This is a genomic window from Micromonospora sp. NPDC049048 (assembly GCF_043197615.1).
In the GTDB taxonomy this organism is placed as follows: domain Bacteria; phylum Actinomycetota; class Actinomycetes; order Mycobacteriales; family Micromonosporaceae; genus Micromonospora.
The window spans coordinates 229,800-249,535 of the sequence record NZ_JBICTM010000005.1; the positions used below are offsets into that span (position 1 = coordinate 229,800).

Here is a 19,736-nt window from a genome sequence, read left to right on the forward strand (position 1 = left end):
TCGAAGTGGAGCTCGCATGCACCGACGCAGCGCCCTCGGCGGCGCGATCACCGCGCTCGCCACCGCCGCGGCCGGCGTCCTCGTCGCCGCCGCCGTCAGCACCGCCCCCGCCGTCGCCGCCCCCGCCGGCACCGGGACCGGCTACCTGCACACCAACGGCAACAAGATCGTCGACAGCACCGGCGCGACGGTACGCATCACCGGCATCAACTGGTTCGGCATGGAGACCGACAACAAGACCTTCCACGGGCTGTGGTCGACCAACCCGTGGCGGGGCCAGATCGACAAGATGGCCAGCCTCGGCTACAACACGCTGCGCGTGCCGTACTCGAACGACGCGCTGAAGCCGGGTGCCACGGCCAGCGGCATCAACGACTTCGTCAACCCGGACCTGGTCGGGCTCTCCCCGTTGCAGATCCTCGACAAGGTCATCGACTACGCCGGCGACAAGGGGATGCGGGTCATCCTGGACCGGCACCGGCCGACGTCGGCCGGCCAGTCCCCGCTCTGGTACACCCCGACGGTCTCGGAGGCGACCTGGATCAACGACTGGAAGATGCTCGCCCAGCGGTACGCGGGCAACACCACGGTAATCGGGGCGGACCTGCACAACGAGCCGCACGCCGAGGGGACGAACCCGGCGGCCACCGGCGCGTGCTGGGGCTGCGGCGATCCGGTCCGGGACTGGCGGCTGGCCGCCGAGCGGGCCGGCAACGCGGTCCTGTCGGTGCAGCCGAACTGGCTGATCTTCGTGGAGGGGGTGAGCTGCCCCAGCGGCGGCCTCTCCGACGTCTGGGACGGCGACCCGAGCAACGACGAGGACTGCGGCTGGTGGGGCGGCAACCTGACGAAGGCCAGGGACTTCCCGGTGCGGCTCGACGTGCCGAACCGGCTGGTCTACTCGCCGCACGAGTACGCCACCTCGGTCTTCGAGCAGAACTGGTTCAAGTCCCCCGACTTCCCGGACAACCTGCCGGGCATCTGGGACAAGTACTGGGGTTACGTGTACAAGCAGAACATCGCGCCGATCATGATGGGCGAGTTCGGCAGCACCCTGGCCGATCCCCGGGACCGGGTGTGGTTGGAGAAGTTGATGGCCTACACCGGCACCGGGGTCGACGGGATGTCGTTCACGTACTGGTCGTGGAACCCGAACTCGGGTGACACCGGGGGCATCGCGCTCGACGACTGGACGAACATCAACACCACCAAGCAGGCCATCCTCCAGCCGTACCTGATCCCGCCGGTCGGTGGTGGGGGCGGCCCGACGCCGACGGCGACGGCGACGCCGACCTCGACGCCGGCCGGGGGCTGCACGGGCGCGTACCGGCAGGTCAACGCGTGGCAGGGCGGCTTCCAGGGGGAGCTGACGGTGACGAACACCGGCACCGCGACGGTCAACCCGTGGCAGGTCACCTGGAGCTGGCCGGCCGGGGTGAGCCTCGCCAGCGGCTGGAACGCCACGGTGACCCAGTCCGGCACGACGGTGACGGCCGCGGCCCCGACCTGGGCGGGGGCGCTGGCGCCGGGCGCCTCGGTGACCGTCGGCTTCACCGCCAACGGCTCGTCCGCCGCGCCCGGCACGGTGAGGCTCAACGGCGTCGCCTGCTGATTCCACCCCCGTCGGCCGGCACGGCGTCCGCCGACGCACCGGCCGGGGCCCGCGCATGCGGGTCCCGGCCGGTCGCGGGTCAGTGCGCGGCGCAGCCCGTCGTCGGCGCGGGCGCCGCGGCCGGCGCGCCGATCGTCGGCAGCCCGAGCAGCACCCCCGGCGTACGCGAGGCACGCCCCGCCTCGGCCGCGTCGCCGGCCCGGGTGCGCCGGTGCGACAGGGGCGCGCCGTCGGCGTTGAGGTGGTGCGGGGCGGCGTAGGTGATGATGGTGTGCACGACGTCGCCGGGGCGGATAGCCCCCGTGTCGCCGCCCTGTCCGGCCGCGCCGGTGGCGAAGTGGACCAGGCGGCCGTCGCGGGCGCGGCCGGACATCCGGCCCGTACGCTCGTCCTTGCGCCCCTCGCCGACGGCGACCAGCACCTCGACGGTCTCCCCCACGAGCTTCTTGTTCTCCGCCCAGGTGATCTCCTCCACGCAGGCGATCAGCCGCTCGTAGCGCTCCTGCACGACCTGCTTGGGCAGCTGGCCGTCCATCGTGGCGGCCGGCGTGCCGGGGCGCTTGGAGTACTGGAAGGTGAACGCGGAGGAGAAGCGGGCCTCGCGGACCACGTCGAGGGTGCGCTCGAAGTCGGCCTCGGTCTCGCCGGGGAAGCCGACGATGATGTCGGTGGTGATCGCCGCGTCCGGCATCGCCGCCCGGACCTTGGAGATGATGCCCAGGTAGCGGTCGGCCCGGTAGGAGCGGCGCATGGCGCGCAGCACGTCGTCGGAGCCGGACTGCAGCGGCATGTGCAGCGAGTGGCAGACGTTGGGCGTCTCGGCCATCGCGGCGATCACGTCGTCGGTGAAGTCCTTCGGGTGCGGGCTGGTGAACCGCACCCGCTCCAACCCCTCGACGTCGCCGCAGGCGCGCAGCAACTTGCCGAAGGCGAGCCGGTCGCCGAACTCGACGCCGTAGGAGTTGACGTTCTGCCCGAGCAGGGTCACCTCCAGCACGCCCTCGTCGACGAGCGCGCGGACCTCGGAGAGGATGTCGCCGGGGCGGCGGTCCTTCTCCTTGCCCCGCAGAGAGGGCACGATGCAGAACGTGCAGGTGTTGTTGCAGCCGACGGAGATCGAGACCCAGCCGGCGTACGTGGACTCGCGGCGGGTGGGCAGGGTCGAGGGGAAGACCTCGAGGGACTCGAGGATCTCCACCTCGGCCGCCGCGTTGTGCCGGGCCCGTTCCAGCAGCACCGGCAGCGACCCGATGTTGTGGGTGCCGAACACCACGTCGACCCAGGGCGCCTTGCGGACGATCTCGCCCCGGTCCTTCTGGGCCAGGCAGCCGCCCACGGCGATCTGCATCCCCGGGTGCCGGGCCTTGACGGGGCGCAGGTGACCCAGGTTGCCGTAGAGCCGGTTGTCGGCGTTCTCCCGGACGGCGCAGGTGTTGAACACCACCACGTCCGGGTTGTCGTCGGCTTCGGCGGCGCGTACGTAGCCAGCCTGGTCCAGCAGGCCGGAGATGCGCTCGGAGTCGTGCACGTTCATCTGGCAGCCGTAGGTGCGCACCTGGTAGGTACGCGGGCTGCTCGCCGCTGCGGTAGTCATGACCCGGACAGCGTATCCGGGTCCACCGACCTGACCGAACGAGGAGGAGCCGTGTGCCGGAGCATCAAGACCCTGCGGGAGCCGTACACCGAGGAGGTGACCCCGGCCGACGTCGACGCCGCGGCGTTGCAGTACGTCCGCAAGATCTCGGGTTTCCGCAAGCCCGCCGCCCACAACGCCGCGGCCTTCGACGCGGCGGTGGCCGCCGTCGCCGCGGCCACCGCGACCCTGCTCGGGGAGCTGGAGGTACGCGGCGGCCGCTCCGCCGGCCGGGCGGGCTGACCCCGCCGGGCCGGCCGGGGCAGCTCAGGCGGCGGCGAGCGCCGGGAGCACCGAGTCCGGCGCCCAGCGCGAGCGGTGGCACTGCGACCAGCCGCGACAGCGCGGGTCCGCCTCGGTGCACAGCCGCTGGTTGGTGAGCAGTTCGCCGTCGTCGGTCTCCCGCACGTCGAAGTGCACCGGCCGGATCGTGCCGTCGGGCGCGACGAGCAGGTGCCGCCCGGCGTCGAGCGTGTCGTCGCGCAGCAGGCAGTTGCGGTCCAGCAGCCGCGCGAGCGCGGCGATGCTGCCGTGCTCGGAGAGCCGCTCGGGCACCCCGTAGCAGTCCACGATCGTGGCGAACTCCCCCGGCGCCTGCCAGACGTCGCAGATCACCGCGTACGTCGGCAGGCGGGCGGGGTCCGCCGCCGCCAGGGGCATCACCACCCGGCCGAGCGCCTCGGCCAGTGCCGGGTAGACCTCCACCGGCCGCACCTGGTCGATTCTCCAGTTCCACAGCTCGGTCATGCCGCCTCCTCGCTGTGCTCGTCCCACCGGCCTCCGGATCGGGCCTTATGACGATGGTGGGGGGCATATGACCTCAGCCGGGGGCAAGTTACCGGTCTGTGACCATTCCGGGCAAAATTTCCCCGAGCGCCGTTGCTCAGAGCAGCCGAAAGATGACAGTTTATCGGGTACGGTGGCCCACTCCGGGCGCCACACGCCGGGCGCGACACCTCCGGCCGGAAGTCCGGCGCACGGTCACCGCGGCGCACGCCGGTCGCGGTGCCAGGCACGCCGGGGACCGACCTCAGCGCACCAGCACGCGGTGCGCACCGGGCGGCAGCAGCTCACCGACCACGGTGGCGCCGGGCAGCTCACCGGCGACCAGCAGGCCGCCCGAGGTCTGCGCGTCGGCCAGCAGCAACCGGTCCTCCTCGGCGACCCGGCCGAAGTCCGTCCACGGGGTGACCCACTCCAGGTTGCGCCGGCTGCCGCCGCTGACGTGCCCGTCGCGCACCGCCTCCCGGGCGCCGGCCAGGTAGGGCACCCGGGCCGCGTCGATCGCCACCGTCAGCCGGCTCGCCCGGGCCAGCTTGGACGCGTGGCCGAGCAGGCCGAATCCGGTCACGTCGGTGCCGCAGCGGACGCCGGCCGCCACCGCGGCCCGCGCCGCGTCCCGGTTGAGGGTCGTCATCGCGGCGACCGCCTCGGGGAAGCTCTCCCCGGTGGCCTTGTGCCGGGTGTTGAGCACGCCGACGCCGAGGGGCTTGGTCAGCGACAGCGGCAGGCCCGCCCGACCCGCGTCCAGGGTGATCAGCTCCTCGGGCCGGACCACCCCGGTGACGGCCAGCCCGTACTTGGGGCCCTCGTCGTCGACGCTGTGCCCGCCGGCGAGGTGGCACCCGGCGTCGCGGGCCACGTCCTGCCCGCCGCGCAGCACCTCCCGGGCCAGCTCCAGCGGCAGTACGTCGCGCGGCCAGCAGAGCAGGTTGAGGGCCACCAGGGGGGTGCCGCCCATGGCGTACACGTCGGAGAGGGCGTTGGTCGCGGCGATGCGCCCCCAGTCGTACGCGTCGTCGACGACGGGGGTGAAGAAGTCGGCCGTGGTGACCAGGCCGGTGCGTTCGTCGAGCCGGACCACCGCCGCGTCGTCGCCGTGGTCGAGCCCGACGAGCAGCTCGGCGGTGCCGGTGGCCGGGCCGAGTCCGGCGACCATGGTCTCCAGCTCTCCCGGGGGGATCTTGCACGCGCAGCCGCCGCCCCGGGCGTACCGGGTGAGCCGTACCGGTTCGGTCATCCCCACATGGTCTCCCGGAGGTTTCGCCTGCCGGAAAGGCGGGGTCCGACGGGTCAGAATCGGACTCCCGACCGCGATCTGAGCTGGTGTTACCGCTCCGTGACCAACTGAGTTGCGTACCGCCACATCCCCCCGCCTAAAGTTGCCGCACCGGGGGTCGTCCGACCCCCGCGCGACGACAGGGACGGTGAACGACGTGACGACGGGCGAACCGCTCATCGTGCTGGACTCGGTCAACAAGTGGTTCGGGCCGCTGCACGTACTGGACGACGTCTCACTGTCGGTCGGGCGCGGCGAGGTGGTCGTGGTGATCGGGCCGTCGGGCTCCGGCAAGTCCACGCTCTGCCGCACCATCAACCGCCTCGAACCGATCAGCTCCGGCACGATCACCTTCGACGGGCAGGCGCTGCCGGCCGAGGGCAAGGCTCTGGCGAAGCTGCGCAGCGAGGTCGGCATGGTCTTCCAGTCGTTCAACCTCTTCGCGCACAAGACGATCCTCGAGAACGTCACCCTCGGGCCGGTCAAGGTCCGCAAGGAGAAGCCGGCGGCGGCGCGCGAGCGCGGGCTGGCCCTGCTGGACCGGGTGGGCATCGCCAACCAGGCCGACAAGTTCCCGGCGCAGCTCTCCGGCGGCCAGCAGCAGCGGGTGGCGATCGCCCGGGCGCTGGCCATGCAGCCCAAGGCGATGCTCTTCGACGAGCCGACCAGCGCGCTGGACCCGGAGATGGTCGGCGAGGTGCTGGACGTGATGACGTCGCTGGCCAGTGACGGCATGACCATGGTCGTGGTGACCCACGAGATGGGCTTCGCCCGGCACGCGGCGAACCGGGTCATCTTCATGGCCGACGGCCAACTGGTCGAGGACGCGCCGCCGGCCGAATTCTTCGCGAACCCGCGCAGCGAGCGGGCCAAGGACTTCCTCTCCAAAATCCTCACGCACTAGCCGTCCGTACCCGGAGCGCGCCGTCCCCCGGCGGTTCCGTCCAAGAAGGAGATCAACATGCGTATCACGCGCGTAGCGGCGCTTGCGGCGGCCGCCACCCTGGCGCTCGGCATGACCGCCTGCGGTGGCGACGACGCCGACGAGGGCACCGGCGCCGGCAGCAAGTCCTTCGCCGCCGGCAGCACGATGGAGCGCCTCAACAAGGCCCAGGCCATCAAGATCGGCACGAAGTTCGACCAGCCCGGCTTCGGCCAGAAGGGCCTCTCCGGCAAGCCGGAGGGCTTCGACGTCGAGGTCGCGAAGATCATCGTCAAGGAGCTCGGCATCCCCGAGGACAAGATCGAGTGGGTCGAGGCCCCCTCGAAGGTCCGCGAGGACGTGATCGTGAACGGCACGGTCGACCTGGTCGCCGCCACCTACACGATCAACGACAAGCGCAAGGAGCGCATCGCGTTCGCCGGGCCGTACTACGAGGCCGGCCAGAACATCATGGTGAAGAAGGACGACGCGGCCATCACCGGCCCGGACTCGTTCAAGGACGGCACCAAGAAGGTCTGCTCGGTCACCGGATCCACGCCGGCCGAGGAGATCAAGAAGCACGTCAAGGACGTCGCCACCCAGCTGGTGCTGTTCGACACCTACGACAAGTGCCGCGACGCCCTCAAGGGCGGCCAGGTCGACGCCGTCACCACGGACAACGTGATCCTGCTCGGCTACATCGCCAAGGACGAGGCGTCGTTCAAGCTGGCCGGCAGCAACTTCACCAAGGAGCCGTACGGCATCGGGGTGAAGAAGGAGGACACCGACTTCCGCAACTTCATCAACGACACGCTGGAGAAGGCGTACGCGGACGGCAGCTGGAAGAAGGCCTGGGACGACACCGCCGGCAAGTTCGGTGCCGAGCTCGGCGCCGCCCCGACCGTCAACCGCTACTGAGCCTGAATCGCTGATCTGGAGGGTGGGGAGGAAGACCGTCCCGTGAGTGTGCTCATCGACAAGTTCGACGTCTTCGCGGGTGGATTTTGGCTCACCCTCCAGATCTGCGTACTCGCCGCGGTCGGCGCCCTGGTCCTGGGCGCTGTCCTGGCGGTGCTGCGGATCTCCCCGGTGCCACCGCTGCGGGCGCTCGGCACCGGCTACGTGAACGTGTTCCGCAACATGCCGCTGACCGTGGTGATGTTCTTCGCCGCGTTCGGTCTGCCGGCGCTCGGCTCCAACGCGGACTTCCTACGGATCCCCGGCCTGGACGCGGTGTTCAGCCGGCTCGACACCGACCTGCCGTACTTCCGCTTCGCGCTGATCGCGCTGGTGCTCTACACCGCGGCGTTCGTCTGCGAGGCGCTGCGCTCCGGCGTGAACGCGGTGCCCGCCGGCCAGGCGGAGGCCGCCCGGTCGCTCGGGCTCACCTTCGGCCAGAACCTGCGCTACGTGGTGCTGCCGCAGTCCTGGAAGGCCTCGGTGGTGCCGCTCGGGTCGGTGATCATCGCGATGATCAAGAACTCGGCCCTGGTCGGCTTCTTCGGCGTGGTCGGTGACCTCTCGCAGACCGCCGACCAACTGACCTCGGCCGAGGGCTACGCCTTCGTCCCCGTCGCCATCGGCATCTCGATCGGATACCTGATCATGACCGTCCCCCTCGGCGCACTCCTCGACCGGATCGAGAAGCGGCAGGCGGTGGCCCGGTGAGCCAGCAGAGCGTCCTCTACGACGTCCCCGGGCCCCGGCAGCGCCGGCTCACCCTGATCGGCAGCGTGGTGGCGACGGTGCTGCTGCTCGCCGCCGCGTACTTCCTGGTCTACCGGCCGCTGAACGACAAGGGCCAGTTCTCGATGGAGCTGTGGGGGCCGCTGATCGACCCCTCCAACGAGAACTTCTCCCTGGTGTGGAAGCGGATCGGCACCGGCATCACGAACACCCTGACCGCCGCCGCGCTGGCCATCGTCTCCTCGCTGGTGGTCGGCACCCTGCTCGCGGTGCTGCGGATCCAGCTCAAGAGCCTCACCCAGCGCCGGTTCACCGGGTTGGCGACACCGCTGGCGTACCTGCTGCGCGGGCTGAGCACGCTGCTGTCGGCGGTCACCCGGGTCTGCGTCGAGGTGTTCCGGGGCCTGCCGGTGGTCATCACGATCTTCTTCGTGGCCCGTGGCTTCCCCGAGTTCGGCGTCTCGTTCGACACGCTGTGGTACCTGGTCATCGGCCTGACCATCTACAACTCCGTGGTGATCGCCGAGATCCTCCGCTCCGGCATGGAGGGCCTGCCCGGCGGGCAGGCCGAGGCGGCCTCCGCGATCGGCCTCTCCCCGTTGCAGACCACCCGGATGATCCTGCTGCCGCAGGCGTTCCGGATCATGCTACCGGCGCTGATCAGCCAGCTCGTCGTGGTGCTCAAGGACACCTCGCTGGGCTTCATCATCAGCTACGAGGAGACCCTGAACATCGGCAAGCAGATCATCGGCGCGCTGGACAACCCGATCCAGGTCTACATCGTGATCGCGGTGCTGTTCATCCTGGTGAACTACGCGCTGTCGAAGCTGGCCCAGTACGTCCAGCACCGGCTCTCCCGGGGCCGCAAGACCGCCGGCACCCCGGCCCAGAACCCGCCCCCGGCGGCGCTCACCGCGCAGGCGGAGGGCACCGGCGCCGCCTGATCCGCACGTACGACGAAGGGCCGGCCCGATCGCATCGGGCCGGCCCTTCGCGTTGCGCCGTCAGCGGGCGATCTCGGTGACCCGGGACTCGCGGACCACGGTCACCCGGATCTGCCCCGGGTAGGTCAGCTCCTCCTCGATCTGCTTGGCCACGTCCCGGGCCAGCACGGCCGCGCCGATGTCGTCCACGTCGTCCGGCTTGACCATCACCCGGATCTCCCGGCCGGCCTGCATGGCGAAGACCTTCTCCACACCGAGCTTGCCGGCCGCGATCTCCTCGATCCGCTCCAGCCGCTTGACGTACGCCTCAAGGCTCTCCCGGCGGGCCCCCGGCCGGCCGCCCGAGCAGGCGTCGGACGCCTGGGTGAGGACGGCCTCGACGGTCTGCGGCGGCACCTCGTTGTGGTGCGCCTCGATGGCGTGGACGACGTCCTCGCTCTCGCCGTACTTGCGGGCGAGGTCGGCGCCGATGATGGCGTGGCTGCCCTCCACCTCGTGGGTGAGCGCCTTGCCGATGTCGTGCAGGAACGCCGAGCGCTTGATGAGCGGCACGTCCAGCCGCAGCTCGGCGGCCATGACGCCGGCGATGTGCGCGGTCTCCACCAGGTGTTTGAGCACGTTCTGCCCGTACGACGTCCGGTAGCGCAGCCGGCCGAGCAGGGTGACCAGCTCCGGGTGGATCTCGGTGATGCCCACCTCGACCAGGGCGTCCTCGGCGGCCCGCTGGCACAGCTCCTCCACCTCGTGCCGGGCCAGGTCGTAGACCTCCTCGATGCGGTGCGGGTGGATCCGCCCGTCCAGGACCAGCTTCTCCAGGGTCAGCCGGCCGACCTCCCGGCGCACCGGGTCGAAGCAGGAGAGCAGCACCGCCTCGGGGGTGTCGTCGATGATCAGGTTGACGCCGGTGACCGACTCGAAGGCGCGGATGTTGCGGCCCTCCCGGCCGATGATCCGCCCCTTCATCTCGTCGCCGGGCAGGTGCAGGACGCTGACCACGCTCTCCGCGGTCTGCTCGCTGGCGACCCGCTGGATGGCGTCGACGACGATGTGCCGCGCGCGCTGCTCGGCGGTGCCGCGCGCGTCGGACTCGATGTCCCGCACCAGCAGCGCGGCCTCCCGCTTGGCCTGGACCTCGATCGCCTCGATCAGCTCGGCGCGGGCCGCGTCGGCGGTGAGGCCGGCGACCCGCTCCAGCTCGCGGCGCCGCTGCTCCTCCGCCTCGGCGAGCTCGGCCTCCCGCTGGACGAGCGCGGCCTCCCGGGCCGACAGGGCCGCGCTGGCGGCGGTGAGCTGCCGCTCCCGCTCGGCGAGCCGCTCCACCTCCTCGGTGTGCAGCCGCTCGCGCTCGTCCATCCGGGCCGCCCGCCGCTCCACCTCGGCAGCCTGCTCCCGGGTGGTGGCGGCGAGCACCGCGACCTCCCGCTCGCCGCTGCGCCGGGCGGTGACCCGCAACTGCTCCGCGTCGGCCTCGGCCTGCTTGTGGGCCCGCTCCAGGACGGTGTCGGCCTCCGCCCGGGCGTCGTCGAGCACCCGGCGGGCCTCGGCCCGGGCCGCCTTCGCCTCGGCCCTCGCGGCGGCTGCCTCCGCGCGGGCCGCCGCGGCGGCGGACTTCGCCACGTCGATCGTGCTGTTGGCCTCGTCGGCGGCGGTACGCAGGGCCGCGAGGGACTGCTCCTGCCGGTCCTTCTCGGCGATGAAGGCGGGGTCCTCGGGCGCCGGCGCCGCGCTGAACCGCCGCAGCGCCCGTACGCCGAGCAGCACCGCCCCGAGCACGACCACGGTCAGGACCAGCACGACGGCGAGGATCACGGCGTCGAACCCGCTCATGTCGGCACCCCGGTGCAACTGCGCCGCCTCGCCATGGCCGCCTCCCCTGAACGTCGGGACCGCAGCGACCGTGCCGATGGGCACGCACCCTGCGGCTGTGGACGCCCGACCGGAGCGACTGGCCGTGGGGTAGCTTCCGTCGGCGGTGCCCCACATGGGAGCATCGCCGACGGCCGGGTGCAGTTGTCACGCCAGCGTCGGACCGGCCAGTCCGAGCTGCCGCCGATGACCGATCGGATCGGTCAAAGTGATGCTGTTCCGTTACACGATCTATGTTGTGCGCTTAGCCTGCGCTTGGTCGGGCAATGTGAGCCTGTATGGCGAGGCTAGGTCTCCCGGGGCGGTCTGGTCAAGAAGTCATGATCAAACCCCCCGAACGGAGAGAAGTTGTCGCGTTACGCAGCGCTGATTTCGTGCCGGACACCGGCGGACAAAAGCGGCGGCCAATCGACGCCGGTCACGCATCGGCCCTGCTCAGCCGGGCCGACGCGGACGCGGTCCGTGTGGACCCGGTGCGACCGACTGTGACGTAACCGTCGGCGCGGCGGCGCGCCGGTCAGGGGGCGCCCGCGGCGAGCGCCGCCGACACCAGTGCGGCGTTGTCGGGCGCGGTCGAGCCGTCCGGCAGCGACAGGGTGTCTTCCAGCCCGACGCGGCGGTGCAACCCTCGACGCACCGCTTCGGCCAGCACCGCCCATGTCGCCGGCCCCTCGGCGTGCAGCAGCACCGGTGGGTCCCCGCTCACCCGGGGCGGCAGCGCCGCCAGCATGGCGGCGGCGTCCGCCAGCGCCGCCGTGCGCTCCTCGGCCATGCACTCGATCAGGATCCGCCCGGCCGGCACCCGCCACCGCGTGTGAGCCCGCACCGCGTCGACCGTCCAGAGCCCCGCTTCCACCATGACGCCCCGCTCGTGCAGCGCCGCCGCCACCGCCTCCGCGCCCGGCTCGTGCGCGTTGACCGAGGCGAAGTCGGGCAGCACCCGCCAGGCCCGAACGGCGGCCACCCGGGCGGCCGGGTCCGGCTCGATCCAGGCCCCGGTGCTCACCCCGACGGGCAACCCTGGCCGGGCGGCCCGGATCGCGTCCAGCGCGGCGGCGACCGCCGACGGGTGCAGGGACTCCCGGCCGGCGCCGTCCCGTGGGTGCACGTGCACCGCGATGGCACCGAGCGCCGCGCAGCGGGCCGCGTCGGCCGCCAGCTCGGCCGGGGTGACCGGCACCGCCGGATGCTCGTCACGCATCCGGGCCCCGTTGAGGCACGCCTTCAGCATCGGAGCTCTCCCTCCGCCGCGCTCACCCGCCGGAACCGCTGTCCCGGTCGAGATCACCCTCGGCGTCGGCGAGCGCGTCGGCGTCGATCTGCTCGGCGAACTCGGCCGCCTCGGCGCTCTGCGCGGCCAGCGCGTCCTTCACCGCCCGGATCGCCACGCCCGGCGGATAGCCCTTGCGGGCCAGCATGGCCACCAGCCGGCGGAAGACGGCGTCCGGCTCACCCCGGGCGGTACGCAGCTTCCGTTCGACCAGGACGCGGGCGGTCTCGGCCTCGGTCTCCTCGTCCAACTCGCCGAGCGCCTCGCTCGCGACCTCGCCGTCCACCCCGCGCCGGCGCAGCTCGTTGGCGAGCGCCCGGCGGGCCAGGCCCCGACCGTTGTGCCGGCTGGACACCCAGGCCCGGGCGAAGGCGGCGTCGTCGATGATGCCGACCTCGTCGTAGCGGTCGAGCACCTCCGCCGAGACCTCGTCGGAGACGCCCCGCTTCGCCAGCGCCCCGGCCAGCTCGGCCCGGGTGCGGGGTCGGACGGCGAGTTGGCGCAGGCAAATCTCCCGCGCCAGCTCGGCCTCGTCGCGGGGTGGGGCCGAGGGCTGCTCGGGATCGGTGTCGCCGGCTGCACCGCGCCGGGCCCGACGGGGTCGGGGCGTGTTGTCGTCACCCGCGCGGGCGGGGCTGGCATCCCAACCCCGCCCGGTGCGGGCGCGTCGTCCTGCCACGGGTCAGGACCGGTCAGAAGTCGACCGGCGGCAGCTCCGGGCCACCGGCGGCGTCACCCGCGCCGACCCCGACGCCGAGCTTCTCCAGGATCTTCTTCTCGATCTCGGCGGCCACGTCCGGGTTCTCCCGGAGGAACTCGCGGGCCTTCTCCTTGCCCTGACCCAGCTGGTCGCCGTCGTAGGTGTACCAGGCGCCGGACTTGCGGATGATCGCCTGCTCGACGCCGACGTCGATCAGCGAGCCCTCGCGGGAGATGCCCTTGCCGTACATGATGTCGAACTCGGCCTGCTTGAACGGCGCGGCGACCTTGTTCTTCACGACCTTGACGCGGGTGCGGTTGCCGACCACGTCGGTGCCGTCCTTGAGGCTCTCGATGCGACGCACGTCGAGCCGGACGGAGGCGTAGAACTTCAGCGCCCGACCACCCGTGGTGGTCTCGGGGCTGCCGAACATCACGCCGATCTTCTCGCGGAGCTGGTTGATGAAGATCGCCGTGGTGCCGGTGTTGTTGAGCACACCGGTGATCTTCCGCAGCGCCTGGCTCATCAGCCGGGCCTGGAGGCCCACGTGGCTGTCGCCCATCTCGCCCTCGATCTCGGCGCGCGGCACCAGCGCGGCCACCGAGTCGATGACGATGATGTCGATCGCGCCGGAGCGGACCAGCATGTCCGCGATCTCCAGCGCCTGCTCGCCGGTGTCGGGCTGGGAGACCAGCAGGGCGTCGGTGTCGACGCCGAGGGCCTTGGCGTATTCCGGGTCGAGCGCGTGCTCGGCGTCGACGAAGGCGGCGATGCCGCCGGAGCGCTGGGCGTTGGCCACCGCGTGCAGCGCCACCGTGGTCTTACCGCTGGACTCCGGGCCGTAGATCTCGACGACCCGGCCCCGGGGCAGACCGCCCACGCCGAGCGCCACGTCGAGCGCGATCGAACCCGTCGGGATCACCGACGTCTGGATGACCGGCCGCTCCCCCAGCCGCATCACCGAACCCTTGCCGAACTGCTTGTCGATCTGAGCGAGAGCAAGGTCGAGTGCCTTCTCCCGGTCGGGCCCTGCGGCCATGTTTGCCACCCCTGCCTTCGCCGGCGTCTTTCCTGAGCTTCGCGTCACGCGGACACGCTAGGCGCTGGGTCCGACAGAAAACCAGCCGACCGGCCGTGAGCTGTGGACGAGCGCCCCGCTGTGGACAATAGCCGAACAGGTGTACGAGTCGGCAAGCGACACGCGCGAGCCGGGAAACGGCTGCTCAGCGTAGTCGCGCGGGCACCCGGTCGGGATAGGCGGCGCAGACCGCGCGCCACACCACGTGGGTCTGCTCACCCGCCGCCAGGGCCTGCTCGACGGTCCGCCCGCCGAGCTGCGAGAGCACCTGGTCGCGGGCGATGCTGGCCGCGTAGCCGGGACCGAACGCCTCCTCCAGCCGGGTCCAGAAGTCGGTCAGCCGCACGTGATCAGTCCTCCTTGTCCGGTGCCCCCACCGGCACCGGCCGCAACGCTAGCGTCACCAGGGGCACCACCGCGACCGCCGCGAGTCCGGTGAGCACCGGATATCCGGCCACCTCCACGACAAACCCGCTGACCGCCCCGGCCCCGGCGCCGGCGAGCCCCATGGTCAGGTCGGAGAGCCCCTGCACGCTCGGCCGGACCCCCACCGGCACCGACTCCGACAGCAGCGTTGAGCCCGCGACCATGGTCCCCGACCAGCCCAGGCCGAGCAGGAACAACCCGACCGAGAGCCGGGCCGTGTGGTGCCCGGCGGTGCCGGCGACCGCGCAGGCCGCGAGCAGCAGCCCGACGCCGCCGAGGATCACCGCCCGGCGACCGACGCGGTCGGTGAGCCACCCCGCCAGCGGGGCGAGGGCGTACATGCCGGCGATGTGCAGGCTCAGCACGAGACCGACCACCCGCAGCACGTCGGCGTCGTCGTGCCACTCGTGCAGGCGTACCGGGGTCATCACCATCACCGCGACCATCACCAGGTGGCCGACCGCCACGGCGACGATGCCGAGCCGGGCGGCCGGGCGGGTGCATACCACCGACCAGGCGGCCCGCATGCCCGCACCGCGCCGGACGGTCGGCGCCGGCGCGAGGACGGGGGTCGCCGGCGTGGCGGCCGTCGCCAGCCGGCGCGCCGTGAGCAGCGGGTCCGGCCGCAGCAGCGCCAGGATCGCCCCGGCGGCGAGCACCAGGGCGACGGCGCTGAACGCGAACGGACCGGCCAGCGGCGGCAGCCCCCAGCCGCTGGTGGTGCGGTCGGCGAGCGTGGCGAAGTTCGGCGCGGCGACCGCGCCGAGGGTGGTGGCCCAGACGATCAACGAGAGCTGGCGGCCCCGGCGGGCGGGGGCCGCCAGGTCGACCGCCGTGTAGCGGGCCTGGAGGTTGGCCGCGCTGCCGCCGCCGAACAGGAGCATGCCGAGGAAGAGCAGCGGAACCCAGCGGGTGACCGCCGCCAGGACCACGAGGGCACCGCCGGCCGCGCCGGTCAGGTACGCCACGACCAGGCCCGGCCGCCGGCCACGGGCCGTCATGAGCCGGGTGACCGGCACGGCCAGCAACGCGCCGCCGACCACGGCCGCGCTGCTCGCCAGCCCTGCGACGGCGGTGCCGGCGATGTCGGCGGCGAGCAGCGCCCCGACCGTGACCCCGATGGTCACCCCGATCCCGCCGATGATCTGGGTGACGAAGAGCAACCGCAGCGTACGCCGCTGGATGGGCGCGACGTCGGAGGCGGCGAGCGGCGCGACGAGGTCTGTGGCCACGTCTGCTCCTTCGAGGTAAGGGGTGAACTACCGTTCCATCCTTGCGCACCCCGCGCGCCGTACGGCAGCCGGTCGCGCGGCGCTCAGCCGGCGAGGGCGCGGGCGGCGACGGTGAGGTCGGCGACCAGCCCCTCGTACGCCTTGTCCTGGTCGTCGGCGCGCAGCACGGCGGACGGGTGGATGGTGGCCAGCAGCCGGGCCGGCGGGGCGTCGGCGACGGCGCCGGCGGAGTCCACCGGAACCCGCCGGAAGTCCTCCGGGCGCTGGGCCGACTCCGGCCAGGGCAGCAGTTCGCCGCGCTGGCGGGTGACCCGGAACGTCGGGCCGAGCAGGGCCTTGGCGGCGGTCGCGCCGAGCACGACCACGATCTCCGGGCGCAGTTGGGCGAACTCGGCCACCAGCCAGGGGCGGCAGGCGGTGACGTGCACCCGGTCCGGGGTCTGGTGGATGCGCCGCTTGCCGCGCAGCTCGAAACGGAAGTGCTTCACCGCGTTGGTGAGGTAGATGTGGCCGGGGTCGAGCCGGGCGTCGTCGACCGCCCTGCGCAGCAGCCGGCCGGCCGGGCCGACGAACGGCAGGCCCTTCTGGTCCTCCATGTCGCCGGGCTGCTCGCCGACGAAGACCACCCGCGCGCCGGCGTCGCCGCGGCCGAAGACGGTCTGCGACGCGTCGCGGTAGAGCTCGCAGCCCCGGCAGCCGGCGGCGGCGACGCGCAGGTCGTCGAGGGTGTCGGCCTGCGGCGGGATGAACTGCTGTGCGCCCGGTGCGGTCTCGGTCTGCTCGGCCATGGCGACTGTTCTACCCGGTGCGGGAGGGACACGCGCGGGGACCCGCCGGGCGGGACACGCCGGTGCGGACAGAGTGGACGGTGGGACGCGCGACGCCGCCCGCCCCCGGGCCGGGTAGCGGTGGGCGACGACGCCGGCCGGCGGGTGACCGACGGGGCGGCCGGCGCCCGCTCACGCCGTGAAGCCGGCGGGCGGGGTGGGCCGCACCGCCCGGGCCACCGCCCCGGCCAGCTCCGGGATCTCCGCGTCGGAGAGCGAGCTGACGGTGATCCGGATCGCCGGCGGGCCGGCGATGCTGTGCAGCGCGCCGGGCGCGACCGCCCAGCCGGCGTCGCGCAGCGCGGTCAGCACGCTGGTCTCGTCGTCGACCGGCAGCCAGACGTTGATGCCGCTGCGCCCGTGGGCGGTCAGGCCGTGGCCGGCGAGCGCGTCGACCAACGCCGTGCGCCGCCGCTCGTAGCTGCCGGCGGCCCGGTCCACCAGCACCGCCACGGCGGGGTCGCGCCAGAGCGCCAGGACCAGTCGTTGCAGCACGGTGGAGACCCAGCCGGCGCCGACCCGGGCCCGGCCGGCCACCCGGGCCACCGTGGTCTCGTCGCCGACCAGCACGGCCAGCCGCAGGTCGGGGCCGAACGGCTTGCTCACCGAGCGGACGAAGGCCCACGTCGGGGTCGCCCCGGCGAGCGGGTGCAGCGGTACGCGGGCCAGCTCGGCGGCGTGGTCGTCCTCGATCAGCAGCAGGTCGGACCGGCCGGCGAGCAGGGCGCGCAGCTGCCCGGCCCGCTCGGCGGAGACCGCCGCGCCGGTGGGGTTCTGGGCCCGGCTCGTCACGATCAGCGCCCGCGCGCCGGCGGCCAGCGCGGCGCCGACCCCGGCGACGAGCGGACCGTCGTCGTCGACCGGCACACCGATCGGCCGCAACCCGAGCGCGGCGATCAGGTCGAGCAGGTTGGCCCAGCCGGGGTCCTCGACCGCGACCGCGTCCCCGGGGCGCAGGTGCGCGCCGAGCAGCCGCTCGATGCCGTCCAGGGCGCCGCCGGTGACGGTCAGCTCCGTCGCCGGTACGCCGTCGGCGGCCAGCCGCTCGCGGGCCGCCCCGGCCAGCTCGGGCAGCACCCCGGCGGCGGGGTAGCCGACCGGCTCGCCCGCGGCGGCGGCCAGGCCGGCCAGGTGCTCCCCGAGGGGTGGCAGCAGGCGCACGTCCGGCTCGCCCCGGGAGAGGTCACGCAGGCCGGGGACGGTCGGCGGGCGCAGCGCGGAGCGGCGGGCCGCCACCGGTGGGCGGGGCCGCACCCGGGTGCCGTGCCGGCCGGCGGTGACCACCAGGCCCCGCTGGCGCAGCTCCTGGTAGGCCCGGGCCGCGGTGGCCGGGCTCACCGCGAGCCGGGCGGCGAGCTCCCGCACCGGCGGCAGCGCGTCGCCGGGGGCGAGGGCGGCGCTCCGGATGCCCGATTCGATGCTGGCCGAAATCTCGGCGGCCGTCGTACCGACGACCTGATAGCGTGCTGACACAAATCAGGGATTGTACTAGAACAAAGGTCGAGCCATGTACGCACCCACCGAACGGACCGCCGCCAGCCGCTCGCGGGAGCGGATGAGCTACGACGAGGCCGCCGCGCACGCCGTCCTCGACGAGGCGTACGACTGCGCGCTCGGGTTCACCGTCGACGGCGAGCCCCGGGTGCTGCCCACCCTGCACGTGCGCATCGGCGACACCCTCTACCTGCACGGCTCCACCGGCAGCCGGCCGCTGCTCGCCGCCCGGGGCGACGGACTGCGGATCTGCGTCGCCGTCACCCTGCTCGACGGCCTCGTCTACGGCCGCTCGCAGTTCCACCACAGCGCCAACTACCGCTCGGTGGTGGCGCACGGCACCGCCCGGCTGGTCACCGACCAGCGGGAGAAGCTGCGGATGCTGACCGCCCTGGTGGAGAAGGCCGCCGCGGGGCGCAGCGCCGACAGCCGGCCGCCCTCGCGCCGGGAGCTGGCCGAGACGGCCGTACTGGCCCTGCCGCTGCGCGAGGTGTCGGTGCGCGCCCGCGCCGGCGGCGTACGCGACGAGCCGGCCGACCTCGCCCTGCCGTACTGGGCCGGCGTGGTGCCGCTGCGACTGACCGCCGGACCGCCCGAGCCCGACGCCGGGGTGGGCGTGCCGGTGCCTGCGTACCTGCGGCCGGAGACGTCGCCGTGGCTCGACCCGGCGGTGCTGCGCGGGGAGCACGTGCTGCTCGAACCGCTCGACCTCGCGCACGCCGACGAGCTGCACGCCGCGACCGCCGACCCGGAGGTCTGGCGGCACCTGGGCAGCCCGCCGCGGCCGGCCGACCCCGCCGGCACCGCCGAGGCGATCGCCGTCGCGCTGGCCGCACACCGGCGGGGCGAGCGGGTGCCGTGGGTGCAGCGCTGCGCGGTGACCGGCGCCGTGGTGGGCACCACCTCCTTCTACGAGGTGGACCCGGAGCGCCGGGCGGTGGCGATCGGCTACACCTACCTGGGCCGGCCCTGGTGGCGCACCGGGATCAACACGGAGGCGAAGCTGCTGCTGCTCACCCGCGCCTTCGAGGAGCTGGGCGCGGTACGGGTGGTCTGGCACACCGACATCCGCAACGAGCGCTCGCAGCGGGCGATCGAGCGCCTCGGCGCGTCCCGCGAGGGGGTGCTGCGGCGGCACCGGCAGCGCCCGGACGGCTCCTGGCGGGACACCGTGCAGTATTCGATGACCGTCGACGAGTGGCCGAACGCACAGGTCACGCTCCGGAAAAGGCTTCGCCGGGAGGCACCCGTGGCCCCATGATGACGGGCGTGCTGGGCATCACCGACATCTGGACGTACGTGCTGGGCACCGTGGCGATCGTTCTGCTGCCCGGGCCCAACTCCCTCTTCGTGCTCTCCACCGCCGCGCAGCGGGGCGTGGCGGCCGGCTACCGTGCGGCCGGCGGGGTCTTCGTCGGCGACGGGGTGCTGATGTTCCTCTCCGCCGCCGGCGTGGCGTCGCTGGTCAAGGCGTACCCGCCGATCTTCCTCGTGATCAAGTACGCCGGTGCCGCGTACCTCGGCTATGTGGGGTTGACGATGCTGCGCGGCGCGTGGCGACGCTGGCGCACGCGCAACGACCCGGCCAGCCCGCGGCTCATCGACGCCGCGGAGCCGGCGGCGCTGCGCAGCCCGTTCCGCAAGGCGCTGGTGATCAGCCTGCTCAACCCGAAGGCCATCCTGTTCTTCGTGTCGTTCTTCATCCAGTTCGTGGACCCGAACTACGCCTGGCCGGCGCTGTCGTTCCTGCTGCTCGGGCTCATCGCCCAGGTCACCAGCGTGCTCTACCTGACCGCGCTGATCTTCACGGGCACGTTCCTGGCGGCGCAGTTCCGTCGACGCCACCGCCTGGCCGCCGGCGCCACCACGGGCGTCGCCGCGCTCTTCCTCGGCTTCAGCCTCAAGCTGGCCACCGCCTCCGCCTGACCCGGCCGGGCCGGGTGCCGCCTCCCCCTGACGCTGCCGGGTCGGGTGCCGGCGCCTGAAC

The 19,736-nt window shown here is 73.0% G+C and carries 19 protein-coding genes; 8 read left to right on the top strand and 11 right to left on the bottom strand.

Features of this window, described 5'->3' with window-relative positions; genetic code table 11:
- The first annotated feature begins 16 nt into the window (after positions 1-16).
- Positions 17-1,612 carry a cellulase family glycosylhydrolase gene (locus ACGFIG_RS17995; RefSeq protein WP_393004156.1) on the top strand — a complete coding sequence of 532 codons (1,596 nt, stop codon included), beginning with the start codon at positions 17-19 and terminating at the stop codon, positions 1,610-1,612.
- Between the two features lie 79 nt (positions 1,613-1,691).
- On the opposite strand, the gene miaB is transcribed toward ACGFIG_RS17995, so the two are convergent.
- Complete coding sequence (gene miaB / locus ACGFIG_RS18000; RefSeq protein WP_393004158.1) at positions 1,692-3,206, bottom strand: tRNA (N6-isopentenyl adenosine(37)-C2)-methylthiotransferase MiaB; 1,515 nt, start codon at positions 3,204-3,206, stop codon at positions 1,692-1,694.
- 51 nt (positions 3,207-3,257) lie between these two features.
- Between miaB and ACGFIG_RS18005 the strand changes: the two genes are divergently transcribed.
- The gene (locus tag ACGFIG_RS18005) at positions 3,258-3,488 is read left to right on the top strand and encodes a DUF2277 family protein (RefSeq protein ID WP_393004160.1); all 231 of its coding nucleotides are present in this window, start codon (positions 3,258-3,260) and stop codon (positions 3,486-3,488) included.
- Positions 3,489-3,512: 24 nt separating this feature from the next.
- On the opposite strand, the gene ACGFIG_RS18010 is transcribed toward ACGFIG_RS18005, so the two are convergent.
- Together ACGFIG_RS18010 and selD are read right to left on the bottom strand one after the other, a co-directional pair.
- Positions 3,513-3,992 carry a hypothetical protein gene (locus ACGFIG_RS18010; protein ID WP_393004162.1) on the bottom strand — a complete coding sequence of 160 codons (480 nt, stop codon included), beginning with the start codon at positions 3,990-3,992 and terminating at the stop codon, positions 3,513-3,515.
- 283 nt (positions 3,993-4,275) lie between these two features.
- A complete protein-coding gene (gene selD / locus ACGFIG_RS18015) occupies positions 4,276-5,265 on the bottom strand; it encodes a selenide, water dikinase SelD (protein WP_393004164.1) in 990 nt (329 codons plus the stop codon).
- A 187-nt stretch (positions 5,266-5,452) separates the two neighbouring features.
- Here selD and ACGFIG_RS18020 point away from each other — a divergent pair, with 187 nt between their 5' ends.
- The 4 genes from ACGFIG_RS18020 to ACGFIG_RS18035 are packed head-to-tail and all read left to right on the top strand — an operon-like array spanning position 5,453 to position 8,856.
- Positions 5,453-6,208 carry an amino acid ABC transporter ATP-binding protein gene (locus ACGFIG_RS18020; protein WP_393004166.1) on the top strand — a complete coding sequence of 252 codons (756 nt, stop codon included), beginning with the start codon at positions 5,453-5,455 and terminating at the stop codon, positions 6,206-6,208.
- Positions 6,209-6,265: 57 nt separating this feature from the next.
- Complete coding sequence (locus ACGFIG_RS18025) at positions 6,266-7,144, top strand: glutamate ABC transporter substrate-binding protein (protein WP_393004168.1); 879 nt, start codon at positions 6,266-6,268, stop codon at positions 7,142-7,144.
- A gap of 42 nt (positions 7,145-7,186) precedes the next feature.
- Positions 7,187-7,894 (top strand): amino acid ABC transporter permease, encoded by a 708-nt coding sequence (locus ACGFIG_RS18030; protein WP_393004170.1) that lies wholly within the window; start codon positions 7,187-7,189, stop codon positions 7,892-7,894.
- On the top strand, positions 7,891-8,856 hold the full coding sequence (locus ACGFIG_RS18035; protein WP_393004172.1) for an amino acid ABC transporter permease: 966 nt from the start codon (positions 7,891-7,893) through the stop codon (positions 8,854-8,856). Before ACGFIG_RS18030 ends, ACGFIG_RS18035 begins: the two co-directional genes overlap by 4 nt.
- 60 nt (positions 8,857-8,916) lie before the next feature.
- Here the strand turns inward: ACGFIG_RS18035 and rny are convergent, their stop codons facing one another.
- The 8 genes from rny to ACGFIG_RS18075 form a co-directional block, all read right to left on the bottom strand.
- Positions 8,917-10,683 carry a ribonuclease Y gene (rny, locus tag ACGFIG_RS18040; RefSeq protein ID WP_393004174.1) on the bottom strand — a complete coding sequence of 589 codons (1,767 nt, stop codon included), beginning with the start codon at positions 10,681-10,683 and terminating at the stop codon, positions 8,917-8,919.
- A 556-nt stretch (positions 10,684-11,239) separates the two neighbouring features.
- A complete protein-coding gene (locus ACGFIG_RS18045) occupies positions 11,240-11,953 on the bottom strand; it encodes a 3-keto-5-aminohexanoate cleavage protein (protein WP_393004176.1) in 714 nt (237 codons plus the stop codon).
- A gap of 22 nt (positions 11,954-11,975) precedes the next feature.
- On the bottom strand, positions 11,976-12,671 hold the full coding sequence (locus tag ACGFIG_RS18050; protein ID WP_393004178.1) for a regulatory protein RecX: 696 nt from the start codon (positions 12,669-12,671) through the stop codon (positions 11,976-11,978).
- Between the two features lie 13 nt (positions 12,672-12,684).
- Complete coding sequence (gene recA, locus ACGFIG_RS18055; protein ID WP_393004180.1) at positions 12,685-13,731, bottom strand: recombinase RecA; 1,047 nt, start codon at positions 13,729-13,731, stop codon at positions 12,685-12,687.
- Positions 13,732-13,915: 184 nt separating this feature from the next.
- On the bottom strand, positions 13,916-14,116 hold the full coding sequence (locus ACGFIG_RS18060; RefSeq protein ID WP_393004182.1) for a DUF3046 domain-containing protein: 201 nt from the start codon (positions 14,114-14,116) through the stop codon (positions 13,916-13,918).
- A gap of 4 nt (positions 14,117-14,120) precedes the next feature.
- Positions 14,121-15,428, bottom strand: coding sequence for an MFS transporter (locus ACGFIG_RS18065; protein WP_393004184.1), 1,308 nt, complete (start codon positions 15,426-15,428; stop codon positions 14,121-14,123).
- An 83-nt stretch (positions 15,429-15,511) separates the two neighbouring features.
- Complete coding sequence (locus ACGFIG_RS18070; protein WP_393004711.1) at positions 15,512-16,288, bottom strand: UdgX family uracil-DNA binding protein; 777 nt, start codon at positions 16,286-16,288, stop codon at positions 15,512-15,514.
- A gap of 99 nt (positions 16,289-16,387) precedes the next feature.
- Positions 16,388-17,728, bottom strand: a complete 1,341-nt coding sequence (locus tag ACGFIG_RS18075) for an aminotransferase class I/II-fold pyridoxal phosphate-dependent enzyme (RefSeq protein ID WP_393004186.1) — start codon at positions 17,726-17,728, stop codon at positions 16,388-16,390.
- A 34-nt stretch (positions 17,729-17,762) separates the two neighbouring features.
- On the opposite strand from ACGFIG_RS18075, the gene ACGFIG_RS18080 reads away from it, so the two are divergent.
- Both ACGFIG_RS18080 and leuE read left to right on the top strand, forming a co-directional pair.
- Positions 17,763-19,010, top strand: coding sequence for a bifunctional pyridoxamine 5'-phosphate oxidase family protein/GNAT family N-acetyltransferase (locus tag ACGFIG_RS18080; RefSeq protein ID WP_393004188.1), 1,248 nt, complete (start codon positions 17,763-17,765; stop codon positions 19,008-19,010).
- Positions 19,007-19,675: a leucine efflux protein LeuE gene (gene leuE / locus ACGFIG_RS18085; RefSeq protein WP_393004190.1), complete on the top strand. Its 669-nt coding sequence runs from the start codon at positions 19,007-19,009 to the stop codon at positions 19,673-19,675. The genes ACGFIG_RS18080 and leuE overlap by 4 nt, the downstream gene beginning before the upstream one ends.
- Positions 19,676-19,736: the final 61 nt, after the last annotated feature.

Bases quoted from the DNA above. Each gene is read 5' to 3' on its own strand.
- selD (WP_393004164.1), bottom strand. From the start codon at position 5,265: ATGACCGAACCGGTACGGCTCACCCGGTACGCCCGGGGCGGCGGCTGC.
- ACGFIG_RS18045 (WP_393004176.1), bottom strand. From the start codon at position 11,953: ATGCTGAAGGCGTGCCTCAACGGGGCCCGGATGCGTGACGAGCATCCG.
- ACGFIG_RS18010 (WP_393004162.1), bottom strand. From the start codon at position 3,992: ATGACCGAGCTGTGGAACTGGAGAATCGACCAGGTGCGGCCGGTGGAG.
- ACGFIG_RS18080 (WP_393004188.1), top strand. From the start codon at position 17,763: ATGTACGCACCCACCGAACGGACCGCCGCCAGCCGCTCGCGGGAGCGG.
- ACGFIG_RS17995 (WP_393004156.1), top strand. From the start codon at position 17: ATGCACCGACGCAGCGCCCTCGGCGGCGCGATCACCGCGCTCGCCACC.
- leuE (WP_393004190.1), top strand. From the start codon at position 19,007: ATGATGACGGGCGTGCTGGGCATCACCGACATCTGGACGTACGTGCTG.
- ACGFIG_RS18025 (WP_393004168.1), top strand. From the start codon at position 6,266: ATGCGTATCACGCGCGTAGCGGCGCTTGCGGCGGCCGCCACCCTGGCG.
- miaB (WP_393004158.1), bottom strand. From the start codon at position 3,206: ATGACTACCGCAGCGGCGAGCAGCCCGCGTACCTACCAGGTGCGCACC.
- rny (WP_393004174.1), bottom strand. From the start codon at position 10,683: ATGAGCGGGTTCGACGCCGTGATCCTCGCCGTCGTGCTGGTCCTGACC.
- recA (WP_393004180.1), bottom strand. From the start codon at position 13,731: ATGGCCGCAGGGCCCGACCGGGAGAAGGCACTCGACCTTGCTCTCGCT.